Consider the following 25,012-nt stretch of genomic DNA (forward strand, 5'->3'; position numbering starts at 1 on the left):
CTCTTCCAAAATTTTTCAAGTGATTTTCACTTGAACATTGAATTAAAAGATAGTAATATTTTCAGAGTGATCGTTTTTTCACAGGATTCAACTTAAACTAAATAAAAGCACCTGTATAACCTCAAGAATATGGCTTGAGGGTATCTACCAGGAACCGTAAAAAAATCCTGACTACAGAAAATGAACCATTCGTTTTTTGTAGGCAGGATTTTTTGTTTTTTAAACATCGAAGCCTATTCTCTTTATAGAAAGGATGAAATTTACATCATGAATTTGAAAGTTTTTATACTTGCATTATCAACAATCGCGGCGGGATTAGTTGAATTGATTATAGGTGGAATATTACCTACAATCGCTGACGATTTTAATATATCATTAGGAACTGCCGGTCAACTTATTACGGTGTTTGCCCTTATTTATGCTATTGCTGGACCTGTTCTACTGATTCTAACAAGTAAAATTGAACGCAAAAAGTTATATCTTGCTTCACTTTTTGTTTTCATTCTTGGGAACGTCATGACATACTTCAGTCAGAGTTTTACTTTTATGATGAGCGCAAGAATATTAACCGCGATGAGTACCGCACTCATTGTTGTGTTATCGCTAACGATTGCCGCTAAAATTGCAGCTCCTACTCATCAAGCAAAAGCAGTAGGACTTATTTATATGGGAATTAGTTCGGCGCTTGTATTAGGTGTTCCGTTAGGAATCTTAATTTCCAACGCATTTGGGTGGCGCATAATATTCCTTGGAATTGCAGTGGCAGCACTTGTCTCTATGGCCCTGATTTCCATATTTTTAGAACAAATTCCTGGTGAAAAGACGATCCCACTTTCACAACAATTAAAGGCTGTGGCTAGCGCAAAAATAAGCAGCGCCCATCTAGCTACTTTGTTTATGCTGGCAGGACATTATACGCTATATGCCTATTTCACACCATTTTTAGAAACAAATCTTCATTTAAATTCCTATTGGATTAGTATATGCTATTTTGTATTTGGTATTGCTGCTATAAGTGGTGGAGCTTTCGGGGGAATTCTTTCAGATCGAATTGGAGCTCCTAAAAGTATCCTCATTGTAATTGGCGCATTTGCCATCGTACTAGGCATATTGCCATTCACGACTTTTTCACTTTTCATATTCATTCCGATCATGATGGTTTGGGGTGCACTCAGCTGGAGTTTATCACCACCGCAACAAAGCTATTTGATTCAAACCGATCCAGCCACATCGGATATACAGCAAAGCTTCAATAACTCCGCTTTGCAAATCGGCATTTCACTAGGGTCGGCTATTGGCGGTGTTGTATTAAATCACACAAGTTCCGTTTCGGATACAGCGTGGGTTGGTTGTGTCATTGTTATCATCTCACTATTTTGTGCTTATTTTTCTTTAACAAGACCAGCAATTGCAAGAAACGAAAAATTGGAAGCTTCATCTTTTTAAAATTACCGTTTAATAATGTTCGGATCCGTAGATATGAGGGAAACGGAAACCTTATTGGAACAGTCCCATATGCTTTGTAAATGGGGCTGTTTTTTTCATCATGTCTAGTTCTTCATTCAGGTACAATGTTATTTTATCTGATCTTTATTCCTATTCTAAATGTTATTTATATGCCTTGCTAAATCCCTTTTTTGTTAATCAAACGTTTGATTAGTTGTAAAAATCAGGATTTTTATAAAATTCGCTGCTATGGCACCCGCTTTGTTTTAATCAAACGTTTGATTAGTGGTGATTGTTCCTATATCTCTTCTATGTTACGATTTACTCAAATACATAAGGGAGGTAACAGTTATTAATATAAAAGTAAGATCAGAATCTCTGTCTCTACAAGGACTAACCGCTGCACAAAATCGTTTGTCTAAGGACCACTTATTATTCCCAACCATCTCATCGAAAAAGTTATCTGTAGAAGCAGGAATTGCCGGCGAAGACAAAGTTGCAGATGTCCTCCTTCGAAACTCATTCTCCATAGACCACCGCATTTTCCATGACCTATCCCTCACCACTAGTACACTATTTCAAATGGATACATTATTTTTATCCCCATTATTCGCCTTAATTTTAGAAATAAAAAACATCTCAGGAATATTGGAATTTAAAGAAAATCCACCGCAATTGATTCGAATACGACCAGATGGTACAGTTGACGGATTCGAATGCCCAGCTGCCCAAGTAGAGCGTAATGTTATATTGTTTAAAGAGTTTTTAAATCAAGTCGGCATAGATATTCCAGTTATTGGAGTTGTGGTCTTGGCATACCCGAAGCAAATTGTCAAAGTTGGCCCGAGACGTACAAAGGTTTTATTCCCAAGCTTAGTCCCACAATATATTAACAGCCTCTACCATCTCCCCCAGAAAATAGATGTCACAACTTTGGACTTGCTGACGTCACAACTTCTTGAAAGCCATCAACCTTATATCCCTAATCCTATTAGTGAAGCTTATGGGATTCCTATAAGCGATTTTAAAAGTGGAGTAATATGCCAAATTTGCGGCAAAATCGGAATGGAAAAAGTTTTCAGAAGTTGGTGCTGTCCAAACTGTAAAAACTTCGACCGCTTCGCCCACGGACAAGCAATCAAAGAATGGTTCTTATTATTCCGCCGTAAAATGTCAAATAAGGATTGCCGAGACTTTCTTCATATTAATGATATAAAATCCGCTAATCGCATCCTACAAACAATGAACCTAGAAAGCCACGGCAAAAATCGAAATCGTACATATTCTATGGATTTTCTCGCTAAGATGAAGTGAATACTAGAAATGAGAACTTTCGAAAGGAAATAGTGAGCGTTTGAATGGGAGTTGAACGGGAATTGATGATCGCTAGACGGGAATTGACTGGCTTTGAAAGAGAATAAACAATCGCTGGACGGGAATGGGAAAACCGTACGGGAATGAACTTCACTTGAAAGGGAATAAAAAGCGCTCGAACGGGAATTGAATGGCTTCGAACGAGAATAAACAACAGCTGGACGGGAATGGGAAAACCGTACGGGAATGAACTTCACTTGAAAGGGAATAAAAAGCTCTCGAACGGGAATTGAATGGCCTTGAAAGAGAATAAACAATCGCTGGACGGGAATGGGGAATCCGTACGGGAATAAACCTCACTTGAAAGGGAATAAAGAGCCCGCGAACGGGAATGGAATGGCCTTGAAAGAGAATAAACAACTGCTGAACCCTGGAATGGAAAATCCGTACGGGAATAAACTTCACTTGTAAGGGAATAAAGAGCCCGCGAACGGGAATGGAATGGCCTTGAAAGGGAATAAATAAGCGACAGACTGGGGTAGCAGCAAACTAAACTATCGTCGCACAGAAATATAAGCTTCGACATAGATTAGAGTTCGAAATCACTTTCGCTACCCAGTCATTCTTCTATTTCTTATCGTAGATATTTATCCGCCCTTTCTAAGTTAAAGAGACCACTTTCCTCTAGAAATTGATAAAGAATCTGAACATGTCCACTTCCAACAATAAGGAGAATTCTGTCATCGGCGGAAGTTGCTAATCGTGTTAAATTTGAAAATAGGATTAAGTTTCTTTGGTACCACCAAATGAGCCAATCGATTCCGACATAATGATCAAAATCTCCTATACGAGCCATATTTATATACATGTCATGATGTTTCTTCGCTTCTAATGGATCATTGCATTCTCGATATAGATCGAGAATTGTAGGTGCAACCCGTTGTTTTTCATCTTGAGCCGCTGCTTCCAGCCATCCATAAATAGATTGAAATAATTCGGGTTGGTTTTCTTTAGCCCATTCATACACTTCTCCTGCGCTTCTCGTTCCTGCACCTTGCTCCAACCAATCTACGGCATATATTTTTTCATGATTCAGTTCATTAGCAATTCGAAATCCAAGTTGGTAAATTTCATTTACTTTGAGTTCAAAGTCACCATTTCTATATCCTCTAAACTCCTCATTTAGTTCGTGGTCTCTTTTTGTCACTCTTTCCACTGCTAATTTAGTAGGCTTATATTGTTTAATCCGTTCCACGACTTCTCTAATTTCCTGTTGTTTTTTTAAAGTCAAAAAATCGTCTAGCTTAGACTGAAACAGGTCAGTGCTTGGTGCCATATGAAATGTACCTAGTACTAGCACAGTAGGTTTTGTTATTACCTTTTCCATCTCTTAATCCCCCTTATATTTTCCCTATAATGATAGGTTCTCCTGATAGGATGGGATTCCCTCCATTTGGAAGTATTATGGCTTTATTAAAAATTTTAGATGCTGCAGATGCAACTACGGATATATAAACAATAACTTTTAAGCTGATCTTAGCAATGTTAATAATGATTTTAAATAGGGCTGTTCCCTTTTTCAGCTACTACTGACAAGCGTTCGTTTATATACCGCGGGTTTGCCAATTTTATCTAAAACATTTTGCATAGCCAATATATCTTTTTCCTTGTGTATTCAAGATCAGTTGATCCTATCCTTTTTGAATAACACTATATATGTTCCATCTAACTCAAAGTTAATGTACGTCAATCAAATTTAGCGATGCTACAATAGATTTTACAAGTAACGATTCTGTGTATCGAAATGATATATGATACAATCTACAAAATAACGAAGAGAAAGAGGAGATTAACATGTGCCGCAACATTAAAACATTATTTAACTTTGACCCACCAGCTACTGATGACGAAGTTTATGCAGCCTCGCTTCAATATGTGCGAAAGATTTCCGGTTTCAATCAGCCATCGCAAGCAAACAAAGATGCATTTAATCGTGCAATTGAGGAAGTTGCGCTCGCTACACAAAATTTACTAAACTCACTTGAAACTACAGCCCATCCACGTAATCGAGAGATTGAAGCTGAACGGGCTAAGGCTAGAAATGCTAAAAGATTTGGAATCAAGGAAATCTAAATTGATTAATTGATGTTTCTTCCGTTTATTCTATTTTTAGCGACTATATAAGAATGAAGCAGGTTAGAAATCAATCGCTAACACTGATGGTACCTTTATTCGATGCAACGATTTTGACAAATTACATTCTCTATTAGTGGCTGTTGTATTTATTCAAAAAGAAATAACTCTCTGACAGCTTTGTGCGAGCATAGGAGAGTTATTTCTTTTTAAGACGCTACACTTCATCTAATAACGCTGGGTGCGAGTTACCCAGGAGAGTCCCATTGTAGCTAAAGAACGAGCTGTTTCATTAACTATTCAATGTTTTTTTCATTTCCTTAAATTCTTCTGCACTGATTTCCCCTTTTGCAAAACGGGCTTCTAAAATAGAAAGAGCATCATTTTGAGAGTGATTGCACGTTCTCCCTCTTCCTCTCCAAATCATAATGAATAATCCAACTATGATTAAAAAGAATACAAAAGCAAATGGATGAAAATATCCCCAATGGTGCATATTTATCAACTCCTATTTTTATTTGTTTTTATTAAAGCTAGACTTGTGCGCAACATCACGAGTGAAAGCCAGAATAGTAACATGGCAATGACAGGATGAAGTGCTGTTATATAAGGGAATTTCCCTGATAATCCAACCGTCATATATTGCAAAGCAACCATTAAATACAACCCTAAACTATGCCAGCGCATTTTCTTTGGAAAGCCCCCAAAAAATGATAAAATCAGCATCACGATTGGGATGAATTCAAAATAGACGACAAAAGATTTATGCACTGCCCACTGACTAGAATCGGCAAACAGCGCAACGCCTGCTATAAAGATCTGACTGATGATTGCAATAAAGAATAATAAGGATAATATGGCAAAGATAGCGCGTATTACCTTGTCTTTATATGTTGTTTCCACAATGGAAGTCCCTCCTTACAAAGAAATCATCATGATACTTTCCGCCTTCCCCATGGTTTAAAGACAGATATCACAAATATGAAGAGAAGTGAAAGAATTTGAATGACGATGCCTGTCCATAGATCAATATGAAACACATACATATCTAACTGATTCATGTTTTCTTCAAATGCCTTCAACGTCCATGCATACATACCCCAAAGGTTTAAAATGAGAAGGAATGCTGTGAGAATTTCTTTTACAATAATCCAATAGGATTTGAACAATCCCCATTTTGTCCAAATAGATAAAAGGATTCCAGATACAAATGTCCCTATGGTCGATGCTCTAATAGAGGTTTTCGATAATACATGCATGATTTGATAACAGCTACTCACTAGTTGTTCGCTCTGAGTACATGCTGCGGTAATGCTTAAAATAAAAAAGGTCACCATGTTCCCAAGCATAATCGCCGAAAATATGAGATGAATCGTAAGTAGCCACCTTTTTCCAGTTATCGATAATTGCAATTTCTCACCTCCATCCCATCGTTATTACTATAGCAAGCAAATCTAAACTCCCTCTGAAGGAGATATAAAAAATGTATAAACTATTATGTACAGATTGAAAAAACACCCATTTCGCAATGAGTGTTTTATCCATTAAATCGATATCCAGAACCCCACATCGTTTGTATGTATTCTGGATTCGATGTATCTTTTTCAATTTTCTTCCGAATCTTTTTTACATGGACTGTGACTGTCGCATTATCCCCCATTGAATCAAATCCCCAAATTTTTTCAAATAATTCTTCTTTCGAAAAGACTTGATTAGGATGCATGGCAAAAAAGGAAAGTAAATCAAATTCTTTTGTTGTAAAAAGAACTTCTTTCCCATCAAGAAAGACTTGTCTTGCTGCTATATTTATATGAATACCCTTAATATGGATTTCATCTTTTGGGATGTCGACTTGAATTAATCGTTCGTACCTCGCAATATGTGCCTTTACCCTTGCGACTAATTCACGTGGGCTAAAGGGCTTTACAATATAATCATCTGCCCCAAGCCCCAGTCCTCGTACTTTGTCGATGTCTTCAAATTTAGCTGTCACCATAATGATAGGAACATTAGATACCTTTCTCACTTGTTTACAAATGTCGAATCCATTGATGTTCGGAATCATTAAATCAAGTAAAATCAAGTCAAAATTGCGATTTAAGGCAGCATCTAAACCACTTTTTCCTTCTTGGGCAATCTCAACTTGAAAACCTTCAATTTCAAGATAGTCCCTTTCTAATTCTGCAATACTTTGATCATCTTCTATAATTAAAATCTTTTTATTCATTGTTTTCATCCTCTGACTTTTTAAGTGTGAAGTTTACGCGGAGACCTTCTGTTTGAACATTTTCCGCCCATATATTGCCGCCATGTGCTTCAATGATTTGTGAGACAATTGCAAGACCAAGTCCACTTCCACCTTCACTGCGAGCTGGGTCGGTTCGATAAAAACGGTTAAATATAGCTGCGAGCTCCTCTGGCGGAACTCCGGGACCATTATCACTTACACTTATTTTGATCATATTTTTTTCTTCTGAAATTGAAATGTTAATCTCGGCAGGATTTTTATCTATATATTTCACGCTATTAAAAATAATATTTTCCAGCACACGAATCAGTTTATCCCTATCGATTCGGGCATGAGAATGAAACATATTAGGATGAAATAAAACTTTTACATCCTTCTCGATTAATTCTTCACTGATTTCCTCTAAGTAGTCTTTAATAAAGGCTTGAATATCAACTGATTCAAAATGAAAAGGCAAAGAGTTCACATCTAATTTGGAATACAGGGCTAGTTCTTCAATCAACCGATTCATATATATAGCTTTAGAGCGGATCGTATCAAGATACTGCTCACGTTTATCGTCTGAATTCGCAACCCCATCTTGAAGTCCCTCCACGTATCCGAGAATGGATGTGATGGGCGTTTTTAAATCATGTGATATGTTCGCAATAATTTCCTTCCGATTTTTTTCGTACCTATCACGGAGATCTAATGATTCCTTTAGTTGACCTCTCATCGAATCAAACGTACGGATTAGTTGCCCTAGTTCATCCTTACTTTTCGATTTGACGGAAAAGTTAAGATCACCTCTGCTTATTTTTTCAGATGCATCTGATAATTGACGAACTGGGCGCAAAATACTTCGCGATACGATATATGATAAAAATACATTGGTAAGTACAAAGGAAAGAATTAAACTTCCAAAGATGATCGGAAAAAATATTCTCGCAAACTTTACAAATGATGGTGAATCATCTAAAAGAAAAATCGAACCTTCAGATCCATCCTTAAAATAAAAATCATGCTGCCTAATCGAAAAGTGATCGTTCCCAACCTGTGCCCCTCCTGGGTTATACCCTTCATTACCAAAAGAAGGTAGTTCATCGTTTTTTATTTGCGGGTTAGATGTAATTAGCAAATCATTTTCCTTTCGAATGACAATTTCTACATTTTCCTTTTCCAATTGCTCTGATAAGGATTCTAGATAATCCTGTTTAAAAAAGTTATCTTGTTCTATTGAAGCTGTTTTTTGAAGCTCATTAAAAAGTTCCGCTGTTCGCCCGCCAGTGTTTTGCCATCGCTGTTTAAAATGAGTGTCAATAATAGTACCGTCGTTATAAACTACATTTAATAAAAATATGATGAACACAATTATGATGATGGGCATCACAATCATAGTTGCATTTGAGATAATAAGGCGTTTACGAATAGACATGGCATCACCTTCATAATTTTTTATTTCTCTATACTAAATCATACCTCTATAAAGTAAATAAACCCTGTATAAAGTATAAAATAATTATAAACTAGGTTATGACGGTAATATTATTACTAGTTAAGTTAACTAAATAATTATGGCAACAAACATACTTTAAATACTCAACCCATTTAAATAATAGATAAGAAATCAGGAATGTGTGAAGAAAAAGAGTGAAGTTGGGAGATTAGAAATGAAGTAAATGTTCTACAAAGTGAACTATAATTAGAGTATTAACTTTTTCGAGGTGAGGGACATTGAGAAGTAAACAAGAAATGATGGACTTAGGAATGAGTTTTGCTCGCAAGTGTGAAAAAATAAGACTTTTCACACTTGAAGGTTCACTTACAAATCCAAACATTCCGAAAGATGAATTCCAAGATTATGATTTTAGTTATTTCGTAACTGACATGGAATTTTTCAAAAAAAGCGACGAATGGTTAGATTATTTTGGCAAGAGAATGATGATGCAAAAACCGGAGGCAATGGAGCTGTTTCCTGCAGAATTAGGAAACTGGTTCTCCTACTTGATGATATTTGAAGATGGTACAAAAATGGATCTGACCTTAATCCCGTTAGATGAATACAAAGACTATTTCCAAAACAGTGATGGATTAGTTGAAGTGTTATTGGACAAAGATAACCTTATCCAGGAACCTGTCATTCCATCAGACCAGATGTATCATATTCAAAAACCAAGCAAGCAATCCTTTGACGACTGCTGCAATGAGTTTTGGTTCACTGCTACATATGTTGCGAAAGGACTTGCTAGAAAAGAGATTCTCTTTGCGATTGACATCATGAACGGCTATTTCCGGCCTAATCTACTTACAATGTTGCGTTGGAAAGTGGGAATGGATACTGATTTTTCGTTGAGCATTGGAAAATCTGATAAGTTTTTTAAAAAATATGTATCTGAAGCAACGTGGAATACATTACTATCCACTTACGAGATGGGTTCTTATGAAAAAGTTTGGGAAGCGCTTTATACAAGCTTTGAATTATTTCGGGAAACCTCTCGCCATATCGCGGATACATTAGGATATATATATCCTGATTATGATGAAAAGGTTAGTAAATACATAGATGGTATTCGTGAAAAATACTTCTTTGCCGGGGAATGAACTTCATATTAGATTCCTTTAGATATTTGAAGATGATTTCCCCGTCTCGCTTCCCACAATGAAAAAATGTTTTTAAAGGGTTTTTCTGAAGGATAGAGAAGTAATTAATGTAATCTATTTTAGACTTCAAAATCCAATCTTGATCTGTGCTTGGTACAAAAAACAAACCAGGAGGTCATTCTATTGCCGAAAGAAGAAATTAAAATTTTTGGAGGCAGTACAGGTAAGCCCTTTGCTCAAAAAATGTGCGACTATATTGGAATTGACTTGGGGAAATCAGAAGTATTTAAATTCTCAGACGGCAATATTTTCGTGAAAATCTGCGAGACAGTAAGGGATAATGATGTTTATCTTGTACAGCCAATAGGATTGAATCCTAACGATGAATTTACAGAAATTCTTTTTTGGATGGACGCCTTTAAGCGGGCCAGCGCTACTTCTGTAACAGCTATTATCCCGTACTTTGGGTATGCCAAGGGTGATAAAAAGGATGAACCACGGGTTTCAATAAGAGCTAGAGTTTGTGCCGAATGTATTGAGCTAGCTGGAGCGGACAGGATCATCACAATGGATTTACATAGTCCACAAATTCAAGGCTTTTTTAAGAAACCGGTAGATCATTTATTTGCACTCCCTATACTATGTAATTATGTGAAAAGCCTGAACGTTGAAGACTTGGTTGTTGTTTCTCCAGATGTCGGATTTGCAAAACAGGCAAGAAATTTTGCTACTGCCCTCCAAGTGCCAGTAGCCATTGGAGATAAAACAAGAAAATCCCATGATGAAAATGCAAAAGTCTTAGAGATTATTGGAAATGTAAAAGACAAAAATGTCCTTATCGTTGATGATTTTAGTATTTCAGCTGGAACATTAGTAGATGTAGCAAGAGGTTTGAAGGAACGAGGAGCACAAAGAATATTCGCTTTAGTTTCCCATCTCATGCTCAGTAAATCCGGAGCAGAAAAAATTGAAAACAGTCCAATCGAGTTGCTAATTAGCACCGACACCGTCGGAAACAATTCTTTAGCATCCAATAAAACGAAGATTGTTTCTGTGGCCCCTTTATTTGCAGAAGCTGTTCTACGAATCCATAATAAAGAGTCGGTTAGTTCGTTATTTGAAACTGAGCTTCCTTCTGTATTTAATAAATCCCTTAATTGATAGTGTAATTCAACCAATTTCTTAAAATAAACATTAAGATTATCGTGATGTATATAGTTACTGGCAAAGGAAGTAGCCCAATTATAAAATATTGGGCTTTATTTACTGTCCTTATAAAATCCCTAAAAATCATAACAATTGTAGACTAATCTTTCCCTAAGCCTCAACCACATCAATCACTTCAGTATGAATACTTACAAAATATGTTTCTAGCAACTCGCCTAATTTTCCATCAAGATCATAATATTCATCGTCCGCTTTTTGAATAACTTTATAAAACTCATTTTCATCTATTTTTTCACTTTCCAAAGCGATGAACAAACGCCACATTTCTTCTCCGTACTTTTTCTCAATAGCTGCATAATCGTGAGCACCAATTATCTCAAGAACACCTATTAGTTCTTTTAAATAATTTTCAATCCCTTTCTCTTCGATAAATTCCGAGAACCAGGTAAGCAGACTTTCATGTCCTCCACTTTCTAGTTCGGAATAATATTGAAAAACAGTGTATAAATCATTCTCCATTTTATTATCAGATGGATACTCATATTCACTTATTACAGCAATTACTGCATTCCAAATGTCATCATTATTCAATAGATCATTCCTTTTCAATCTTGGCTTCACAACGTAATGTTCCCCCATCTAAAATATAATATTAATATATTGCTATATTTTACCTAACTAATCTTTAAAAAACACCATTCATTACTTGAACGGTGTTAAGAATTAATCATCATTGATTCGATTCATTATAAACTTCACGTGTTTTATAAACGATTTTTCGGATGCTGTCTAAAGACAAGTTGTAGATCCGTTCCAACTCTTCAAAAGATTGACCATCCTTATATAATCGGTAAATTTCTTCGTTTCTTTGCTTGATTAACCGACGAGAACCATTCACTTCTCCCCATCCCGCTCGTTCATTTGTTTTCTTTGGGATATAAAGCAGTTCTCCCTGAATGTATTTCTGAAGCTCCTTCAGCAAATGAGGGGGAAGCACCTCTTTTCCATTTTTGTATTGCAAAAATTTACATCCTCCTTATTAAGTTGTGCATAAATAAAACGCTTTGACTTCATCAACTTTAAAAACCCCTTTCGTTTCATATTGGGAAAACCCTTACAAAGTTGCAGGTGTTTCCCTTATTAATTAATAGTATACAGGTTTTTGATCTTATGGAAATAGTAAAAGAGGCCGCAATACGTGCGACCCCTCATTAGCGACTTCCGCCTAAGCGGAAATCACCTCGTTATGCTTGATCAAAATCATCAGCCTCCTTTCCAAAAATCTATCGGCCCGACATCCTTATTAACTCATACTTGCTTATATAGGAACAAGTGAGAGAATCATTATAATTAAACTTTACCTGTGTTATAAAAATTAAATAACAGGATAATATTCCTCGTACCTTGTAAATCAAATAAAAGTGCCTTTAGCAGGAAAAAGATCGCTATAAGAAAAAAAGCTATTATCGCAAGGGTGACAGCGCAGTTGCTGCTATTACCTTTGCGAAGGAAGGTGCGGATATATTATTTTTCCAATTGCTCGAAAAGAGCTCCCCACTGCTTTTCATATTCCTCTTTTTTCATATATAGCTGTTGAAGTCGATCTAATTCATGAATTTCCCCTAATTCTAGTTCCAATTCCATGATTTTTTGCTCCACTGCTTCTAATTCTAATTCCAAATCACGTTCAGAAACTATATTTATTTCCTTTTTTCGAAGAAGAGGTGTGTGCAATCTTTTATTATTTATTTTTTCTTCCTTTCGATTTTGCGTCATCTCCATCATTTTTTCTCTTGCGTATTGATAATCGCCTCCAAAACTATGCACTTCCTTAGCTTCTATCCAATAAAACTTCTCAAACAACTTATTTAGGAAGTAGCGATCATGAGAAACTGCAAGAATCGTTCCATTATAATGTTCAAGGGTATCTTCTAATACTTCTAAAGACTCGATATCTAGATGATTCGTTGGTTCATCCAAAATTAGAAAGTTAATATCCTGATACATTAGCTGAGCCAAGCGGAGTCTCATCCTTTCTCCACCACTAAGCTGAGAAACTTTTCTAAATACAGTGTGTCCGTAAAATAAAAACTTCGCTAAAATGTGCCTTGCTTCACCTTCTGTTACACTAACCTCATTACGAAATACCTCAATGATGGTCTCATCTTTCACCTCTGAAAAAATATGCTGTGACAGATAGCCGATTTTCACATTACTCCCAATTCGAACTTCCCCATCATCGGGCTGCAATTGCTGTATCATCATTTTGATCAGCGTTGATTTTCCTGTTCCATTTTCACCTACAACAGCGACTCTCTCCTGATACGCAATATGCATATTGACGTTTTTGAAAAGAAACTTTTCTCCAAACTTTTTAGATACGTTCCCTAGGTTCATCACATCATTTCCACTTCGAGCAGATGATTCTATATCAAGGTTCATTTTCTTTCGATTTAAAACAGGGCGATCTAATTTTTCCATTCTTTCCAATGCTCTTTCCATGTTTCTTGCTCTTTTATGAAGGCCTTCGTTAGGTGGATTCGCTCGATTTGCCCAATCACGAAGCCGTTTAATGGCCTCTTTCATTTTCTTTATTTTCTTTTGCTGCTCTTCATAAGCTTGAAACTCCTTCAGTAAACGTTCTTCTTTTTCTTTTATATAACCGGAAAAATTTGTGTAATAACACTCGATTTCCCCATCTTCTAAATCCAATATTTTATTGATGACTTCATCTAAAAAATACCGATCGTGCGAGATGACAAGCACTGTACCAGCATAATCACGCAAAAACATTCCTAGCCATTCAACGGCAGGTAAATCTAAATGATTCGTCGGTTCATCCAACAATAAAAAGTCTGGGTTTTTCAGAAGGCTTAAGGCTAAGCCTACTTTTGTTTTTTCACCACCACTTAAGGCAGAAAAGGGCTTATTTAATAGGTCTGCAATTTTTAAACCATTCACGATTTTTTCAATGTTCGCATCTATTTCATAACCGCCTTTTAAGGAAAAATTGTCTTGGACATGACCATAATCCGCAACTAACTTTTCCAATTTCAAAGTATTTGTTTCATTACTCATTTTTTCTTCAAGCTCTCGCATCTTTTTTTCTAATTGTAAAAGTCCTTTGAAGGCTGTCATTAATACTTCTTTGCTAGTCGATTGATTATGATACTCAGGAATTTGTGCAAGATATCCAATTTGTAATCCTTTTTTCCAATGAATTTGACCAGAGTCAGGTGTTTCCAACCCAGCCATTAATTTTAATAATGTCGTTTTGCCGCTACCATTCCGTCCAACTAAACCTATGCGATCCTTTTCGTTAATTTCAAATGTAATATTTTCAAATATGCTATTGCCACCATACATCTTTGAGATTTGACTAACACTACATGCAAGCATGCATATACCTCCTTCTCTGTTAAAAACAAAAAAAGCCATAGGAAACACAAACTTCCCATCGCTAAGCATAAAAAAAGAAGAGGATGAAAAACTCCTCTCCATTGTCCTTATATAATGTGGGTTTAGAGATGTTTTCACTGTTTTTAATTTGCTATAAAGTTGTTAAAAAAGGACATACGTATCCCGTCAACAACTAAAACAGCAAATTTCGCACGGCAAAAATATAAGAATTCCGTCCAATATCCGTGCACTAAAACAGCATGATTCAACATCTTTCCCCACCTCCGTCTCAAAGTTATTTATTTTATTTTAAACGTAATCAAAAAATCTTGCAAGGGCATTCATTTTTCTAGGATAAAAGAATTGGCTAAATAAATGCGACATTGACTCCGGAAATCATTAATCAAATTTCCTGGAACAATTTAAGATGACTTTTCTAGATAACAGTCTCGATTGGAGGTGAATCAGGAACCTCTTAAAAATGTTATCTTAAGAGGTTATCTTTACAAAACTACTACTCTTCTTTAATGAAATATTGGCGATAAGCTAAAACAACCGATCCAATAAAAATAACCGGAAGCAGAATAAACATTATTAAAAAGTGCTTAAATGCAGCATTCTCTAATGATTCATTTATATCTGTTAAAGCAGCTAAACTTGGAACAAATAATAGTAAGACAAATGCACAAATACTTAAGGTAAGCTTAGTTTTATGATCAGGATACAATTTAGAAACTATAAGTACAGATACCAGCATGATCAAGGAAATTATTCCAACAAACAAAAGTGCATTTTGTGAAAATTGACCATTCGTTAAAAAGACTGTTCCTAATAATATACATGCTGATATAATCAACAATAATATGTTTTTCATGATTTTCCTCCTTAGTACGGAATAATAACTCCTGTTCGAACTATTCTCACAGATGATTGTTTTGTATATGGTAAAACTTGATCGACTGTCCCTGTCAGAATAACGCCTGCAACTGGAATTTGGTTGGGATTCTCCTGTTTCAAAACCTCAAGTGCTTCTTTTGTATCGACCAATTCATCTAATTTCCCCTGAAGGAAATGGATATATTGTTCTGCACCTGCTTTAAATGGTTTGCTCGGTTCTACTGGGAAACCAAGTGCATGGTCTCCATCAATCTCACTAAAGTCTTTTTGAAATGCTGAAGAAGCTTGAGATTCCGCTGCTTCTTCATTTAAACGATCTTGCAAGAGCCATATCCAGCTAGCTGTTGGAAATGTTTGATTAACTTCACTTAATGTTAATTCTTCTTGAAAAGACAAAGCGACTTCCACACTATAAAAACCTGGCAATGACTCTAAATAATCCAGGTCATTATGAAACGCTTCTATTTTAGGCAAATGAAACTTTACTACTTTATAATTATTGTTATAGCTGCGATCATTGACTCCGATATAAGAGGATGTATTTAAAGACGCTTTCATTCCTAAAATCGTATGAAAATCGCTCATCGTATTCCAATTGATTAAATGGCCATTCACTTCTTTATATGTTGATGCATTTGACTTGCCTGCAACGAAAAAATGGTCATACGTTGCTCCTCCAGGATATATATTTGCACCGTACATTTGATAATAATCGTTCTTTTCTTCAACATCCTTATACATTCTTTCATACATGAAATATTGCCCAATATACAACATCGCCCACAAAAGAATTAAAGTGCTGATTGTCACAAGTATAGATATAAGGATGCTTCGTTTAATCGATTTTCGTCTGGCCTTTTTCACCAAATCCGAAAAAGAATCGTCCTTTTCAAATATTGATCTATCCTTCATTATCTCGACCCTCCTCTAACAATCTCACGAGTTTTTGTCTCGCTCTAGCCAATTGCGTTTTAATCGTTTTATCCGTTGCATCAAATAAGATTGCGATATCTTTTAACGAAAAGTCGGCACTATATTTCATCAATAAAATTTCTGCTTCTTTTGGTTTCAATTGTTTTAGAACTCGTTGAACATCTAGCTGTATTTCTTTTTGCAATAAGAAACCTTCAGGTGTGTTAAAGTCAAAAAGCTGATTCACATCAAAAGCCAATATGTATTTTTCTTGAGATTTCTTTTTCTTCAATAAATCGTAATACTTATTAATCGCCACTCTGTAAAGCCATGCTTGAGCATATTTGATTTCAATTCCATCGATATATTGGAGGAATTGAATGGCGGTATCTTGCGTAATATCTTCAGCATCTTCCTTACTTGCCCCCATTTTCATTAAAGTTAGGTAGACAGAATGCAATTTTTCCTGTAATTTTTTCCCGAATGCCTCATTCATATCGCCCCTCCTATTTGTATAACGATTGAATAGTTAAAAGGTAAACAAAAAATAACGACAAACTTTTTAAAAATAAAATAACCCCTTTTTGAAATCCAAGAGGTTATTTCTATCGTACCTTATTTGTAAAATCTATTAATTTTTTATCCACTCCGCTCCCGTAATTGTGAGCATGGATTGATGCTTGATAGCAGTTTGAGCATCCTCAACCATTGGAGATTTGAAGTGTAAAAAAATAACCCCTGTTTAAAGAGATTATCCCTTTCATAACTCGTATTAATAATAACACCTTAAATCATTCTATTATTCTTGTACAATCATAATTAAATTCCCCTCAGAGTCCTTTATTGTTAAAAATGATATATCAGGGAAACGCTCTATATCGCCTTGAATATCTATATTATTATTAGTTAAGAATTCGTATGTCTTGTCAATATTTTCAGCTGGAAAGGAAAACAACGGGAGTTTCGATGGCTGAAAATGATCGGAACGATTTGCATCAAGTAAAAGGATGAGGTTATTTAATTTAATCGAAAAAACCCTATCATATGGCCCAGGAGGTACGGATAACCCTAACAACTTTGCATACCAGTTGACAGCCCGATTCATGTCTTTAACATGAATAAATATTGATCCAACAATTGGAGTAATGTTATATGTATTTTCCACTAGATTCATTCCTTTTAATTCATATTTTTATTTCTTACACATTTTAGCAACAGCTTCTAAAATTTATTATAAACAATATAATTGTAAAAATTATAGTGCGTTTTTATACTTTTCGAAAAACTCCTAAAGAAAAATATAAGAATAGACGAGAAACCTCGAAGGGCAAAATGCCTAAGAGGTTCTATTTAAACTATTATCCTTTTTATCCATTTGCATTTTTAATCCACTCAGCGTTACTGTCCACTTAGCTTGATGTTTAACAGCAGCATGGACGTCTTCAATCATTTTCCCATCTTGCCCTACAGTTACACTCGTTCCATATGGATTACCGCCCGCTCCAAACAGTACTTGATTGGTATAACCTGGAGGTACAATAATGGCACCCCAATGGTATATAAAGCTAAAAGCGTTGCTTCTTGGCCGCCATGCGGGTTTTGCGAGGAAGTCTTCGCACTTATGACCTTGTTGACAGTTTTACCAGAAGCCCATAGCCCTCCTTGAATATCGAGAAATTGTTTCATTTGCGAAGCAATGTTTCCAAAGCGTGTTGGAGTACTAAATATAATGGCATCGGCCCATTCAATATCTCCTAAGGTCGCCACTGGAATGTCTTTCGTCGCTTCTACGGTCGACTTCCATACTTCATTTCCCTCAATGACTGAATCCGGAGCTAATTCTTGAACTTTTGATATCTTTTCCTCGGCTTCTGCCTCTCTAGCCCCTTCTTCAGCCCATTTTGCTAATTGATAATTCGTACCACCCATACTGTAAAAATAATAGATAATTTTACGTTTGCCACTTTTTTCTTCTTTTTAGAAATAGTTCATAGCAGTCGTAGTTTTTCATATGCTTCAGGATTCTATTCCTAAAAAGATCAGGAAGAAGAAATAAGAAAACATCCTTTTATTTCTACAATCTTAAGCTTAAAATTTTTCCAGGGAGTCCACCAATTTCACAAATAATATATGAGGAGAATCCTTGCTTCATTAATATTTTACGAGAAGGAATATTACTCGGATCAATAATTGCTTTCAACACATTTAAATTTGTTTTTTTCGCCTTTTTAATAAGCAACTCAGCAATTTTTCGTCCATAACCTTTTCCCCAATGTTCAGGTAATATCATGTAGCCAATCTCAGCTTCTTCGGTGTTTTTTTCATTCAATGTTAAATGCCCTAGACCAATAAATTCCCCACTCATTTCATCAAAAACTTTATAAGACCCGAATAATTCATGTTTTTCATTTCGTGCCAATAGCTTTTTGAAATCAACTTGTGCCTCTTTTAATGGTATCGCCCGTTCTGTTATTTGAGCCATAACTTGTTCGTTTGATACTAACTTAAAATACTCTTCAAAATCATGGTTCTTAAATTTTTCAAATTTTATTTTTTGCACTTGTTATCACCCTGCAGCATGCGCTTATTCAAAATCCTTTGAATTCTAATCCGAATGTACCGTTACAAAAAGATAAGGTATATGTTGAAAACTAAGTTAAAGATTAAAAACATAAAATCTATAACATTATCTAAGTTATATATAATTCTTACTTATACAGTAAGATAATAAAACCTATTATTATATGGACTCGCTTTTCATGCTCCGTTTCTGAGAGTTAATCAAGCCATTTATGGATAAGTCAGATAGAAAATAGTTTTTAACGGATATTCGTTTCGTCTTTGACTCGCTATGCGAACTAGCCACTTTTTATACGAAATATAAATCAACTATTCCTTTAAACATACAATTACCTACTTATTCAGCAAGTTGATACGTACAAATGGCTGCTCCTACCTGCCTCCGTTTGACCTAATTAATTCATCATCTAACTTTTATTAAAGATTTTTGCAATTGAAAATCTACATCTTGATAATACATATTTTTCACAAGCAGATTTGGTCCTAAGCATTTAACTGCAGGACAATGACAATTGAGAGATTTTGCTGTTCTTGTTTCCATCCACTTGGAATAGGCATCGGGTAAAGATGTTGATTGTATATTACCTAGAGACGGCTCATCTCCAAAGTCAGTTACAATTATTTCCCCTGTAAAAATATTAACATTCAATCTCGAACGCCCATCAGGATCATTACGAATTGTTACATTTGGCTCACTATAAAGACGTTTAAGTAATTCCAAATCCCTTACTGATGAGCTGCATGGATAAAATGGCAAAGTTCCAAACATCATCCAGATCTTTTTGTCACGGTAATCCAATAACTGTTCAATGGCTTGTTTTATTTCATCAAGATTAATAGTTTCTAAGTTGCTGGCGAAGTCTACAGGATACATAGGATGAATCTCGTGACGAGCACACCCCATTTCAATCACTTCTTGATGGATTTTTTCCAAATGAGGAAGCGTTCGTTTGTTTAGCATCGTTTCAGCTGAAACAAGTACTCCCGCATTTGAAAGAGACTTTGCATTTTCAAACATTTGCTTTAAATATTTTGCTCGATTTACACGAGACGGCTTTTTCTCCATTAAAGCAAAACCCGTTTCGATAAATTCATCTGCTGTTCCCCAATTATGAGAAATGTGCATGACATCCACGTAGGGTATAATGGCCTCATATCGCTCAAAAGGAAGCGTTAGGTTGGAGTTCACTTGGGTACGAATACCGCGTTTGTGTGCATATTCTAATAGAGGTTTCACATAATTCCTAACCGACTTTTTCGACATCATCGGCTCACCACCAGTAATGCTCAAAGTTCGCAAATGCGGAATTTCATCTAATCGCTTGATTATTAAATCAATCGGCAGTGCCTCTGGATCGATGTTTTGCAGTTGATATCCAACAGCACAGTGGGCACAGCGCATGTTACAAAGCAAAGTAGTTGTAAATTCAACGTTGGATAAAACCATCTTGCCATATTCAGCAACATCCAAATAAGCTTCCCACGGATCATGGTCAGGGGTAATAGGTTGTAACGTTTCTTCTATTCTCATTTTTCTAACTTCCTTCTTCTTTGGCTATTTGACTTCATTTAATCATTATGCGGGAAACAGCCATATTCATACTTAAAACTCAAACAAGGTCTTTGTTCATTAATCGTTATCTTTTTATAAATACACTTTGAACAACATGGGCTAGACCAGAATGTCCAATACCTTCGTACCTCTCAGTTTCGCCAACATAGAAATGCTGAAAAAAGTACTCATCAAACTTTTCCATCAACGATTTTGGATCACATAGTAATTCGGGATTACCCGGGCCTCCTGTTCCGTATCGTAGCTGCTCCTTTGTGTACAATTCACTGACATAGTAACCGCCTGGTTTTAAGGAATTTTGTACCCCTTCCATTGTTCGATCAAATACAGGCTTGGAAAAGTGACCAAAAATATGTACAATCGCATCCCATTTTTCTTCTTCCCATTCGACGTCTGCCAAATCATGTAATTCCGTTTTTACTTTTACTCCTTGTTCTACAGCAAGCTTTTTAATCTTATCGAGACCCGATGGAGCAAAATCCCATGCTGTTACATCATACCCCTTGCTTGCAAGAAAGACGGAATTTCTCCCTTCACCTTCAGCTATGCATAAAACATTTCCTTTAGGAATGTTTTTTTGCACTTCCACTAAAAAAGCATTTGGCTCTTTTCCGTAATAGTAGTCTTGCGAAGAAAAGCGATCATCCCAATGATTTTTCACTTATTTTCTCCTCCGTTCCTTGTACATACCATTATTATACCTTGCTATTCCAAATTTACTTATGATCCTTCCTTAACTAGAATTCTCATTTCCATTAGAAATTCTTCTTGTCGGTTAGGGAAGTAATGAATAGGTGCTAATGTCTCATATATATCGCTCTTTACTGTTAGTTCGTAATGTGCAACATAATTTATTAATTTTTGTAAGTTAGAAAAGTAATCTTCAATAGACAAACTCGTAAATCTAATACATGCATATGTCCCTTTTGGAATGGTCGCAATTTCAGTATCTCGAGAATGCGATAAAGTCTGACTATTCGTTAATACTGGTGTAAATAAATATTGGTAAGTAATTTCATCAATATGAGTATAGGGCTGATACTTAAAAATTGCACCATATCCACTGTTTCTAAGTCCTTCCGTCGTAGCAGCAAAGTGCCTAAGTTTACTGTAAGAAGCATACAGGGTGTTTTTCGGCCCTTTCCCTCCAACTTTTATCCGTATTATTCGACTTTCATCCTCCTCTGAAAGAAACACTTCACCAAGTGTAGGATATTCCTTCTGTCTTTGGATTCCCATTTTGGCGTTTGCAATAATTTGTTCAATTTCTGTTAAATTATTTATTTGGTTCCTTACAACTTTTTCTTGTTCAATTAAGAATGTGAAAAAATCATCTGTGTTTAATTCCTGTACTTTTTTTATATCTTTTAATGGTGTACCAATATATTTTAGAGATTTTATTAAATCTAAACGATAAATTTGTGAGTCCTTATAATAGCGAAAATTAGTATTACGATCGACATAAGCCGGTTTAAATAGATTAATTTTATCATAATAGCGAAGTGCTTTTATTGATATATTCGCGAGCTTAGAAACTTCACCGATCGTATAAAGTTTTTCTTCCAAATCTATCCCTTCCTTGTATACTTCATGAAGTTACATTGCTTTTGCAGTTAGATGTGCGGGCTCCTTCCAAGCAAACGTTAACCCGATACCGATGGATAACACAATTGTTGCAAAATAAAACGGAAAGTTTAAATTGAGGTCAAATAAAATTCCACCAATCATGGGTCCGACAACATTGCCAATACTCGTGAACATCGAATTCATCCCTGCAACAAATCCTTGTTCATTTTCTGCAATCCTTGACAAATAGGTCGTTACAGCCGGTCTCATTAAATCGAAACCAACAAAAACTGTTATCGTAACAAGTAATATCGTAAAGTACGAGCTCACAATTGTCATTAATAATACAAGCACAGTCGAAACAATTAGACTATAACGAATTAAGCGTATTTCTCCCATCCATTTCATTAATCGATCAAAAAAAGCTACTTGAAAAATTGCTCCAACAATAGCCCCGCCTGTTATCATGATAGCTATATCCCTTGGCGTAAAACTAAATTTATGATCAACAAATAAAGAGAATAACGATTCAAAAGCTGCTAAACCAAATGAAGAGATTAAAATAATCATAAAAGCGATAAAATACAACGGTGTAAATATACGTTTAATCCCTGCCTTTTGTCCTGCAACTACTACTTGTTCAGTATTACGTTCTGGCTCTTTAAGTGTGATAATCGATAAAATTGCTGCGAATAATGCAAGACCAGCCGCAAAAAAGAATGGTGCTCGTGTACTAATTTCTGCCAGAAAGCCACCTACACCAGGACCTATAATAAAACCTGTTGAAATAGCTGCCGACATATAGCCAAGAGCTTTAGGCCGTGTTTGCAAAGTGGTAATATCTGCAATAAATGCAGTTACAGCCGGCATAATGAATGCTGCGCTGACACCGCCAAGCATTCTTGAGATGAATAGAACCTCCACTGTTTTGCCAACACCGAATAAAAACTCTGATATACCAAAAATAATTAAACCAATAACAATCATTCTCTTACGACCGAATCGATCCACCCAGCGCCCCGCAATCGGAGATACTATTAGCTGCATAAGGGCAAAAGCAGCCACCATATTACCGACAACTGATCCAGACAAATCTAATTCATTCATAATAGTAGGTATAACGGGAATAACAAGTCCAATACCTAAAAAGGCAATGAAGAGATTCATTAAAACTACAGCTAAACTTCTGTTTTGTTTTTGCATAATGTTCTACTCCTTTTTAACACCGTACAACCTAATGTAAACCCTCCCCTAAGAGGAGAGTCAATTTCGATGAACTCCCGCATTATCGTATTCAAGAAATTTATTGTGCCAATTTTTTACGTTTTTATTCGTAGATACATTTTAATAAAAAAAAGAATTCATTTTGAAAAATTAATCAAAATGAATTCTTATCTTGCTTTCTTTCACCTAAATATTTTATGGAATAAGACGTGTACAATCTCTCGGAAATGCACTAGCCTCACGGACATTGGACAACTCCAAAAATTTATAAACTAATCTTTCCAAACCAATCGCGAAACCCCCATGAGGAGGGCAGCCATATCGGAATGTGTCGATATATGCTTGGAAATCATCTACATCCAAACCTTTTTCCTCGAAAGAAGCAATCAGCATATCATACTCGTGAATTCGCTGAGCACCTGAAGTTATTTCCAAACCTTTATATAACAAATCAAATGAATCGGTCATCGCAGAATGATCTTTATTCGGCATCGTGTACATCGGTCTCGCTTGTTTTGGGTAATGGGTAATGAAGACAAATTCACTGTCATACATTTCTTTCGCGTATATTCCTAGTAACTTTTCGCCCTCAGTATCGAGGTCTCCTGCCGGCGATTCTTTCCGATACTTTGTTTTCAAAATATGTTGGGCCTCTGTCAGAGTAATCTTTGGAATTTCTGTAATGACAGGGACTGTCACTTGTAAAAGATTTAATTCTTTTTCGCATTTATCTGCTACGTGTTTAAACATATAGCTTAAAACATCTGTCTCTAACTTCATCACTTCATGAAAATCGTGGATAAAGCCGAACTCAACATCCAATGATATATATTCATTTAAATGACGTGAGGAGTTGTGATATTCCGCCCTGTATACAGGAGCAATTTCAAAAACTCGTTCCAATCCGCCCGCAACCATCATTTGTTTATAAAACTGTGGGGACTGGGCTAAATAGGCTTCCTTTTCGAAATACGGAAGCTTAAAAACATTGGCTCCTCCTTCCGCTCCTTGAGAAACAATTTTTGGTGTAAAAATTCGTGTAAAGTCATGATCGATAAGAAATTCACTAAATGCCTCCACTAAAGTCGATTGAACTTTAAAAATCGCCTGTACACGTTCATGTCGCAGTGATATGACTCGTTCATTTAGCATTTGATCTAAACCGACTTGCAGCTTTCTTTTATTCACTTCAAAAGGAAGCCGTTCAGAAGTACTTAACACCTTCACTTCTTTTACAAGCACTTCCACACCTAATTCTGTTTTTGTCGTTTCTACTAATTCACCTTTAATTTCAACAACACTTTCGACATCAACTTTAAATCCCGCTAGGTCATTTTCTAATACACATTGAATGACACCCGTTCTGTCACGCAATAATAAAAAACTAAGATTTCCTAAATGTCGGATTTTTTTCACCCAACCTTGCAGTAAAACGACCTCTTTACTAGATGATTTACATTCACGAATGAGTGACCGCTTCAATAATTGTTCCATTATTTTCTCCTCCTATATTTTTCAATTTATTTTCATTATCATTGTCATCGTCGTCATCCACGGCCACTCACCTCCTTTAAGAGAATACAAAAAACCGCCCCTATAAATAGGGACGGATAATCTCCGCGGTACCACCCAAATTGTCAAAATGACCACTTAGACCTGATAACGGCAGGCGCCGTCTGCTTTTACTAATCATCACGTTCAAAGCTACGCTCACAGGTGTCTTTCCACCATGCGGTATCGCAATCTTCCCAGCAACCGATTGCTCTCTTAAGACCCACGCATGAGTACTTTTCCTGATCAACACTTTTTATATATTGTATAGTATTTTATTGATTTGTCTTTAAAAATGCAAGATATTTTTGATTTTTCATTGATTTTTTTGCTCATTCAACAGTTCCAATTAAAGAGACTTTGAATTCTAAACTTTATGAATATGATATGATTAATACGACTAGTATCCATCAATAGAAAGA

The 25,012-nt window shown here is 35.8% G+C and carries 25 protein-coding genes, 1 pseudogene, 1 riboswitch and 1 other annotated feature; of the genes and pseudogenes, 5 read left to right on the forward strand and 21 right to left on the reverse strand.

The genetic code is table 11. The features are described 5' to 3' along the window. Window positions 1-91 precede the first annotated feature (91 nt). Window positions 92-194: riboswitch (purine riboswitch) on the forward strand. Window positions 195-267: 73 nt separating this feature from the next. Together KHA96_RS16635 and KHA96_RS16640 are read left to right on the forward strand one after the other, a co-directional pair. Continuing rightward, complete coding sequence (locus KHA96_RS16635; RefSeq protein WP_213130428.1) at window positions 268-1,446, forward strand: MFS transporter; 1,179 nt, start codon at window positions 268-270, stop codon at window positions 1,444-1,446. 285 nt (window positions 1,447-1,731) lie between these two features. Next, window positions 1,732-2,760 (forward strand): nuclease-related domain-containing protein, encoded by a 1,029-nt coding sequence (locus tag KHA96_RS16640; RefSeq protein WP_349305784.1) that lies wholly within the window; start codon window positions 1,732-1,734, stop codon window positions 2,758-2,760. 634 nt (window positions 2,761-3,394) lie between these two features. On the opposite strand, the gene KHA96_RS16645 is transcribed toward KHA96_RS16640, so the two are convergent. Continuing rightward, window positions 3,395-4,147 carry a DUF5694 domain-containing protein gene (locus KHA96_RS16645; RefSeq protein ID WP_213130429.1) on the reverse strand — a complete coding sequence of 251 codons (753 nt, stop codon included), beginning with the start codon at window positions 4,145-4,147 and terminating at the stop codon, window positions 3,395-3,397. A 467-nt stretch (window positions 4,148-4,614) separates the two neighbouring features. Here KHA96_RS16645 and KHA96_RS16650 point away from each other — a divergent pair, with 467 nt between their 5' ends. Continuing rightward, the gene (locus KHA96_RS16650; RefSeq protein WP_213130430.1) at window positions 4,615-4,893 is read left to right on the forward strand and encodes a DUF2277 domain-containing protein; all 279 of its coding nucleotides are present in this window, start codon (window positions 4,615-4,617) and stop codon (window positions 4,891-4,893) included. Between the two features lie 292 nt (window positions 4,894-5,185). On the opposite strand, the gene KHA96_RS16655 is transcribed toward KHA96_RS16650, so the two are convergent. From KHA96_RS16655 to KHA96_RS16675, 5 genes are all read right to left on the reverse strand, one after another. Further along, window positions 5,186-5,389, reverse strand: coding sequence for an SHOCT domain-containing protein (locus tag KHA96_RS16655; RefSeq protein ID WP_213130431.1), 204 nt, complete (start codon window positions 5,387-5,389; stop codon window positions 5,186-5,188). Window positions 5,390-5,394: 5 nt separating this feature from the next. Then, window positions 5,395-5,796 (reverse strand): DUF6220 domain-containing protein, encoded by a 402-nt coding sequence (locus KHA96_RS16660; protein ID WP_213130432.1) that lies wholly within the window; start codon window positions 5,794-5,796, stop codon window positions 5,395-5,397. A gap of 29 nt (window positions 5,797-5,825) precedes the next feature. Further along, window positions 5,826-6,305, reverse strand: coding sequence for a hypothetical protein (locus KHA96_RS16665; protein WP_213130433.1), 480 nt, complete (start codon window positions 6,303-6,305; stop codon window positions 5,826-5,828). 125 nt (window positions 6,306-6,430) lie between these two features. Next, a complete protein-coding gene (locus KHA96_RS16670; RefSeq protein ID WP_481748246.1) occupies window positions 6,431-7,120 on the reverse strand; it encodes a response regulator transcription factor in 690 nt (229 codons plus the stop codon). After that, entirely contained in the window at window positions 7,113-8,555 is a 1,443-nt protein-coding gene (locus KHA96_RS16675) for a sensor histidine kinase (RefSeq protein ID WP_213130435.1), read from the reverse strand. The genes KHA96_RS16670 and KHA96_RS16675 overlap by 8 nt, the downstream gene beginning before the upstream one ends. A gap of 299 nt (window positions 8,556-8,854) precedes the next feature. Between KHA96_RS16675 and ant(6) the strand changes: the two genes are divergently transcribed. Then, window positions 8,855-9,721: an aminoglycoside 6-adenylyltransferase gene (ant(6), locus tag KHA96_RS16680; protein WP_213130436.1), complete on the forward strand. Its 867-nt coding sequence runs from the start codon at window positions 8,855-8,857 to the stop codon at window positions 9,719-9,721. A gap of 183 nt (window positions 9,722-9,904) precedes the next feature. Further along, window positions 9,905-10,882, forward strand: coding sequence for a ribose-phosphate diphosphokinase (locus KHA96_RS16685; RefSeq protein ID WP_213130437.1), 978 nt, complete (start codon window positions 9,905-9,907; stop codon window positions 10,880-10,882). 156 nt (window positions 10,883-11,038) lie between these two features. Here the strand turns inward: KHA96_RS16685 and KHA96_RS16690 are convergent, their stop codons facing one another. The 15 genes and pseudogenes from KHA96_RS16690 to aspS form a co-directional block, all read right to left on the reverse strand. Beyond that, a complete protein-coding gene (locus KHA96_RS16690; protein WP_349305785.1) occupies window positions 11,039-11,509 on the reverse strand; it encodes a DMP19 family protein in 471 nt (156 codons plus the stop codon). Between the two features lie 109 nt (window positions 11,510-11,618). After that, on the reverse strand, window positions 11,619-11,909 hold the full coding sequence (locus KHA96_RS16695; protein ID WP_213130439.1) for a CD3324 family protein: 291 nt from the start codon (window positions 11,907-11,909) through the stop codon (window positions 11,619-11,621). A 503-nt stretch (window positions 11,910-12,412) separates the two neighbouring features. Further along, window positions 12,413-14,287 carry a ribosomal protection-like ABC-F family protein gene (gene abc-f / locus KHA96_RS16700; protein ID WP_213130440.1) on the reverse strand — a complete coding sequence of 625 codons (1,875 nt, stop codon included), beginning with the start codon at window positions 14,285-14,287 and terminating at the stop codon, window positions 12,413-12,415. Window positions 14,288-14,430: 143 nt separating this feature from the next. Further along, window positions 14,431-14,559, reverse strand: coding sequence for an RAxF-45 family protein (locus tag KHA96_RS23280; protein WP_283248467.1), 129 nt, complete (start codon window positions 14,557-14,559; stop codon window positions 14,431-14,433). Between the two features lie 242 nt (window positions 14,560-14,801). Then, on the reverse strand, window positions 14,802-15,161 hold the full coding sequence (locus KHA96_RS16705) for a hypothetical protein (protein ID WP_213130441.1): 360 nt from the start codon (window positions 15,159-15,161) through the stop codon (window positions 14,802-14,804). 11 nt (window positions 15,162-15,172) lie between these two features. After that, window positions 15,173-16,096: an anti sigma factor C-terminal domain-containing protein gene (locus KHA96_RS16710; protein ID WP_213130442.1), complete on the reverse strand. Its 924-nt coding sequence runs from the start codon at window positions 16,094-16,096 to the stop codon at window positions 15,173-15,175. Beyond that, window positions 16,086-16,592, reverse strand: coding sequence for an RNA polymerase sigma factor (locus KHA96_RS16715; RefSeq protein ID WP_213130443.1), 507 nt, complete (start codon window positions 16,590-16,592; stop codon window positions 16,086-16,088). The genes KHA96_RS16710 and KHA96_RS16715 overlap by 11 nt, the downstream gene beginning before the upstream one ends. Before the next feature lie 303 nt (window positions 16,593-16,895). Then, the gene (locus KHA96_RS16720) at window positions 16,896-17,261 is read right to left on the reverse strand and encodes a VOC family protein (protein ID WP_213130444.1); all 366 of its coding nucleotides are present in this window, start codon (window positions 17,259-17,261) and stop codon (window positions 16,896-16,898) included. A gap of 171 nt (window positions 17,262-17,432) precedes the next feature. Continuing rightward, window positions 17,433-18,060 (reverse strand): annotated as a pseudogene (wrbA, locus tag KHA96_RS16725) (NAD(P)H:quinone oxidoreductase type IV). A gap of 110 nt (window positions 18,061-18,170) precedes the next feature. Next, window positions 18,171-18,656 (reverse strand): GNAT family N-acetyltransferase, encoded by a 486-nt coding sequence (locus tag KHA96_RS16730; RefSeq protein WP_213130445.1) that lies wholly within the window; start codon window positions 18,654-18,656, stop codon window positions 18,171-18,173. Between the two features lie 423 nt (window positions 18,657-19,079). After that, a complete protein-coding gene (gene yfkAB, locus KHA96_RS16735; protein ID WP_213130446.1) occupies window positions 19,080-20,207 on the reverse strand; it encodes a radical SAM/CxCxxxxC motif protein YfkAB in 1,128 nt (375 codons plus the stop codon). A 106-nt stretch (window positions 20,208-20,313) separates the two neighbouring features. Next, window positions 20,314-20,910, reverse strand: coding sequence for a class I SAM-dependent methyltransferase (locus KHA96_RS16740; RefSeq protein WP_213130447.1), 597 nt, complete (start codon window positions 20,908-20,910; stop codon window positions 20,314-20,316). Between the two features lie 59 nt (window positions 20,911-20,969). Next, window positions 20,970-21,815 carry a MerR family transcriptional regulator gene (locus tag KHA96_RS16745; protein WP_213130448.1) on the reverse strand — a complete coding sequence of 282 codons (846 nt, stop codon included), beginning with the start codon at window positions 21,813-21,815 and terminating at the stop codon, window positions 20,970-20,972. Between the two features lie 30 nt (window positions 21,816-21,845). Beyond that, window positions 21,846-23,018, reverse strand: a complete 1,173-nt coding sequence (gene norA, locus KHA96_RS16750; RefSeq protein ID WP_213130449.1) for a multidrug efflux MFS transporter NorA — start codon at window positions 23,016-23,018, stop codon at window positions 21,846-21,848. A 216-nt stretch (window positions 23,019-23,234) separates the two neighbouring features. Further along, window positions 23,235-24,533: an aspartate--tRNA(Asn) ligase gene (gene aspS / locus KHA96_RS16755; RefSeq protein WP_213130450.1), complete on the reverse strand. Its 1,299-nt coding sequence runs from the start codon at window positions 24,531-24,533 to the stop codon at window positions 23,235-23,237. 105 nt (window positions 24,534-24,638) lie between these two features. Continuing rightward, window positions 24,639-24,849 (reverse strand) — a binding site (T-box leader). Window positions 24,850-25,012 lie beyond the last annotated feature (163 nt).

Origin of the sequence: Bacillus sp. FJAT-49711, from assembly GCF_018343715.1 — a bacterium.
Classification (GTDB): Bacteria; Bacillota; Bacilli; order Bacillales; family Bacillaceae_C; genus Lederbergia.

What these genes read in the sequence shown, in the direction of transcription:
- abc-f (WP_213130440.1), bottom strand. Translation starts at nt 14,287, where the DNA reads ATGCTTGCATGTAGTGTTAGTCAAATCTCAAAGATGTATGGTGGCAAT.
- KHA96_RS16715 (WP_213130443.1), bottom strand. Translation starts at nt 16,592, where the DNA reads ATGAATGAGGCATTCGGGAAAAAATTACAGGAAAAATTGCATTCTGTC.
- norA (WP_213130449.1), bottom strand. Translation starts at nt 23,018, where the DNA reads ATGCAAAAACAAAACAGAAGTTTAGCTGTAGTTTTAATGAATCTCTTC.
- KHA96_RS23280 (WP_283248467.1), bottom strand. Translation starts at nt 14,559, where the DNA reads ATGTTGAATCATGCTGTTTTAGTGCACGGATATTGGACGGAATTCTTA.
- KHA96_RS16710 (WP_213130442.1), bottom strand. Translation starts at nt 16,096, where the DNA reads ATGAAGGATAGATCAATATTTGAAAAGGACGATTCTTTTTCGGATTTG.
- KHA96_RS16670 (WP_481748246.1), bottom strand. Translation starts at nt 7,120, where the DNA reads ATGAATAAAAAGATTTTAATTATAGAAGATGATCAAAGTATTGCAGAA.
- KHA96_RS16705 (WP_213130441.1), bottom strand. Translation starts at nt 15,161, where the DNA reads ATGAAAAACATATTATTGTTGATTATATCAGCATGTATATTATTAGGA.
- KHA96_RS16675 (WP_213130435.1), bottom strand. Translation starts at nt 8,555, where the DNA reads ATGTCTATTCGTAAACGCCTTATTATCTCAAATGCAACTATGATTGTG.
- KHA96_RS16655 (WP_213130431.1), bottom strand. Translation starts at nt 5,389, where the DNA reads ATGCACCATTGGGGATATTTTCATCCATTTGCTTTTGTATTCTTTTTA.
- KHA96_RS16645 (WP_213130429.1), bottom strand. Translation starts at nt 4,147, where the DNA reads ATGGAAAAGGTAATAACAAAACCTACTGTGCTAGTACTAGGTACATTT.
- yfkAB (WP_213130446.1), bottom strand. Translation starts at nt 20,207, where the DNA reads ATGAGAATAGAAGAAACGTTACAACCTATTACCCCTGACCATGATCCG.
- aspS (WP_213130450.1), bottom strand. Translation starts at nt 24,533, where the DNA reads ATGGAACAATTATTGAAGCGGTCACTCATTCGTGAATGTAAATCATCT.
- KHA96_RS16635 (WP_213130428.1), top strand. Translation starts at nt 268, where the DNA reads ATGAATTTGAAAGTTTTTATACTTGCATTATCAACAATCGCGGCGGGA.
- KHA96_RS16650 (WP_213130430.1), top strand. Translation starts at nt 4,615, where the DNA reads ATGTGCCGCAACATTAAAACATTATTTAACTTTGACCCACCAGCTACT.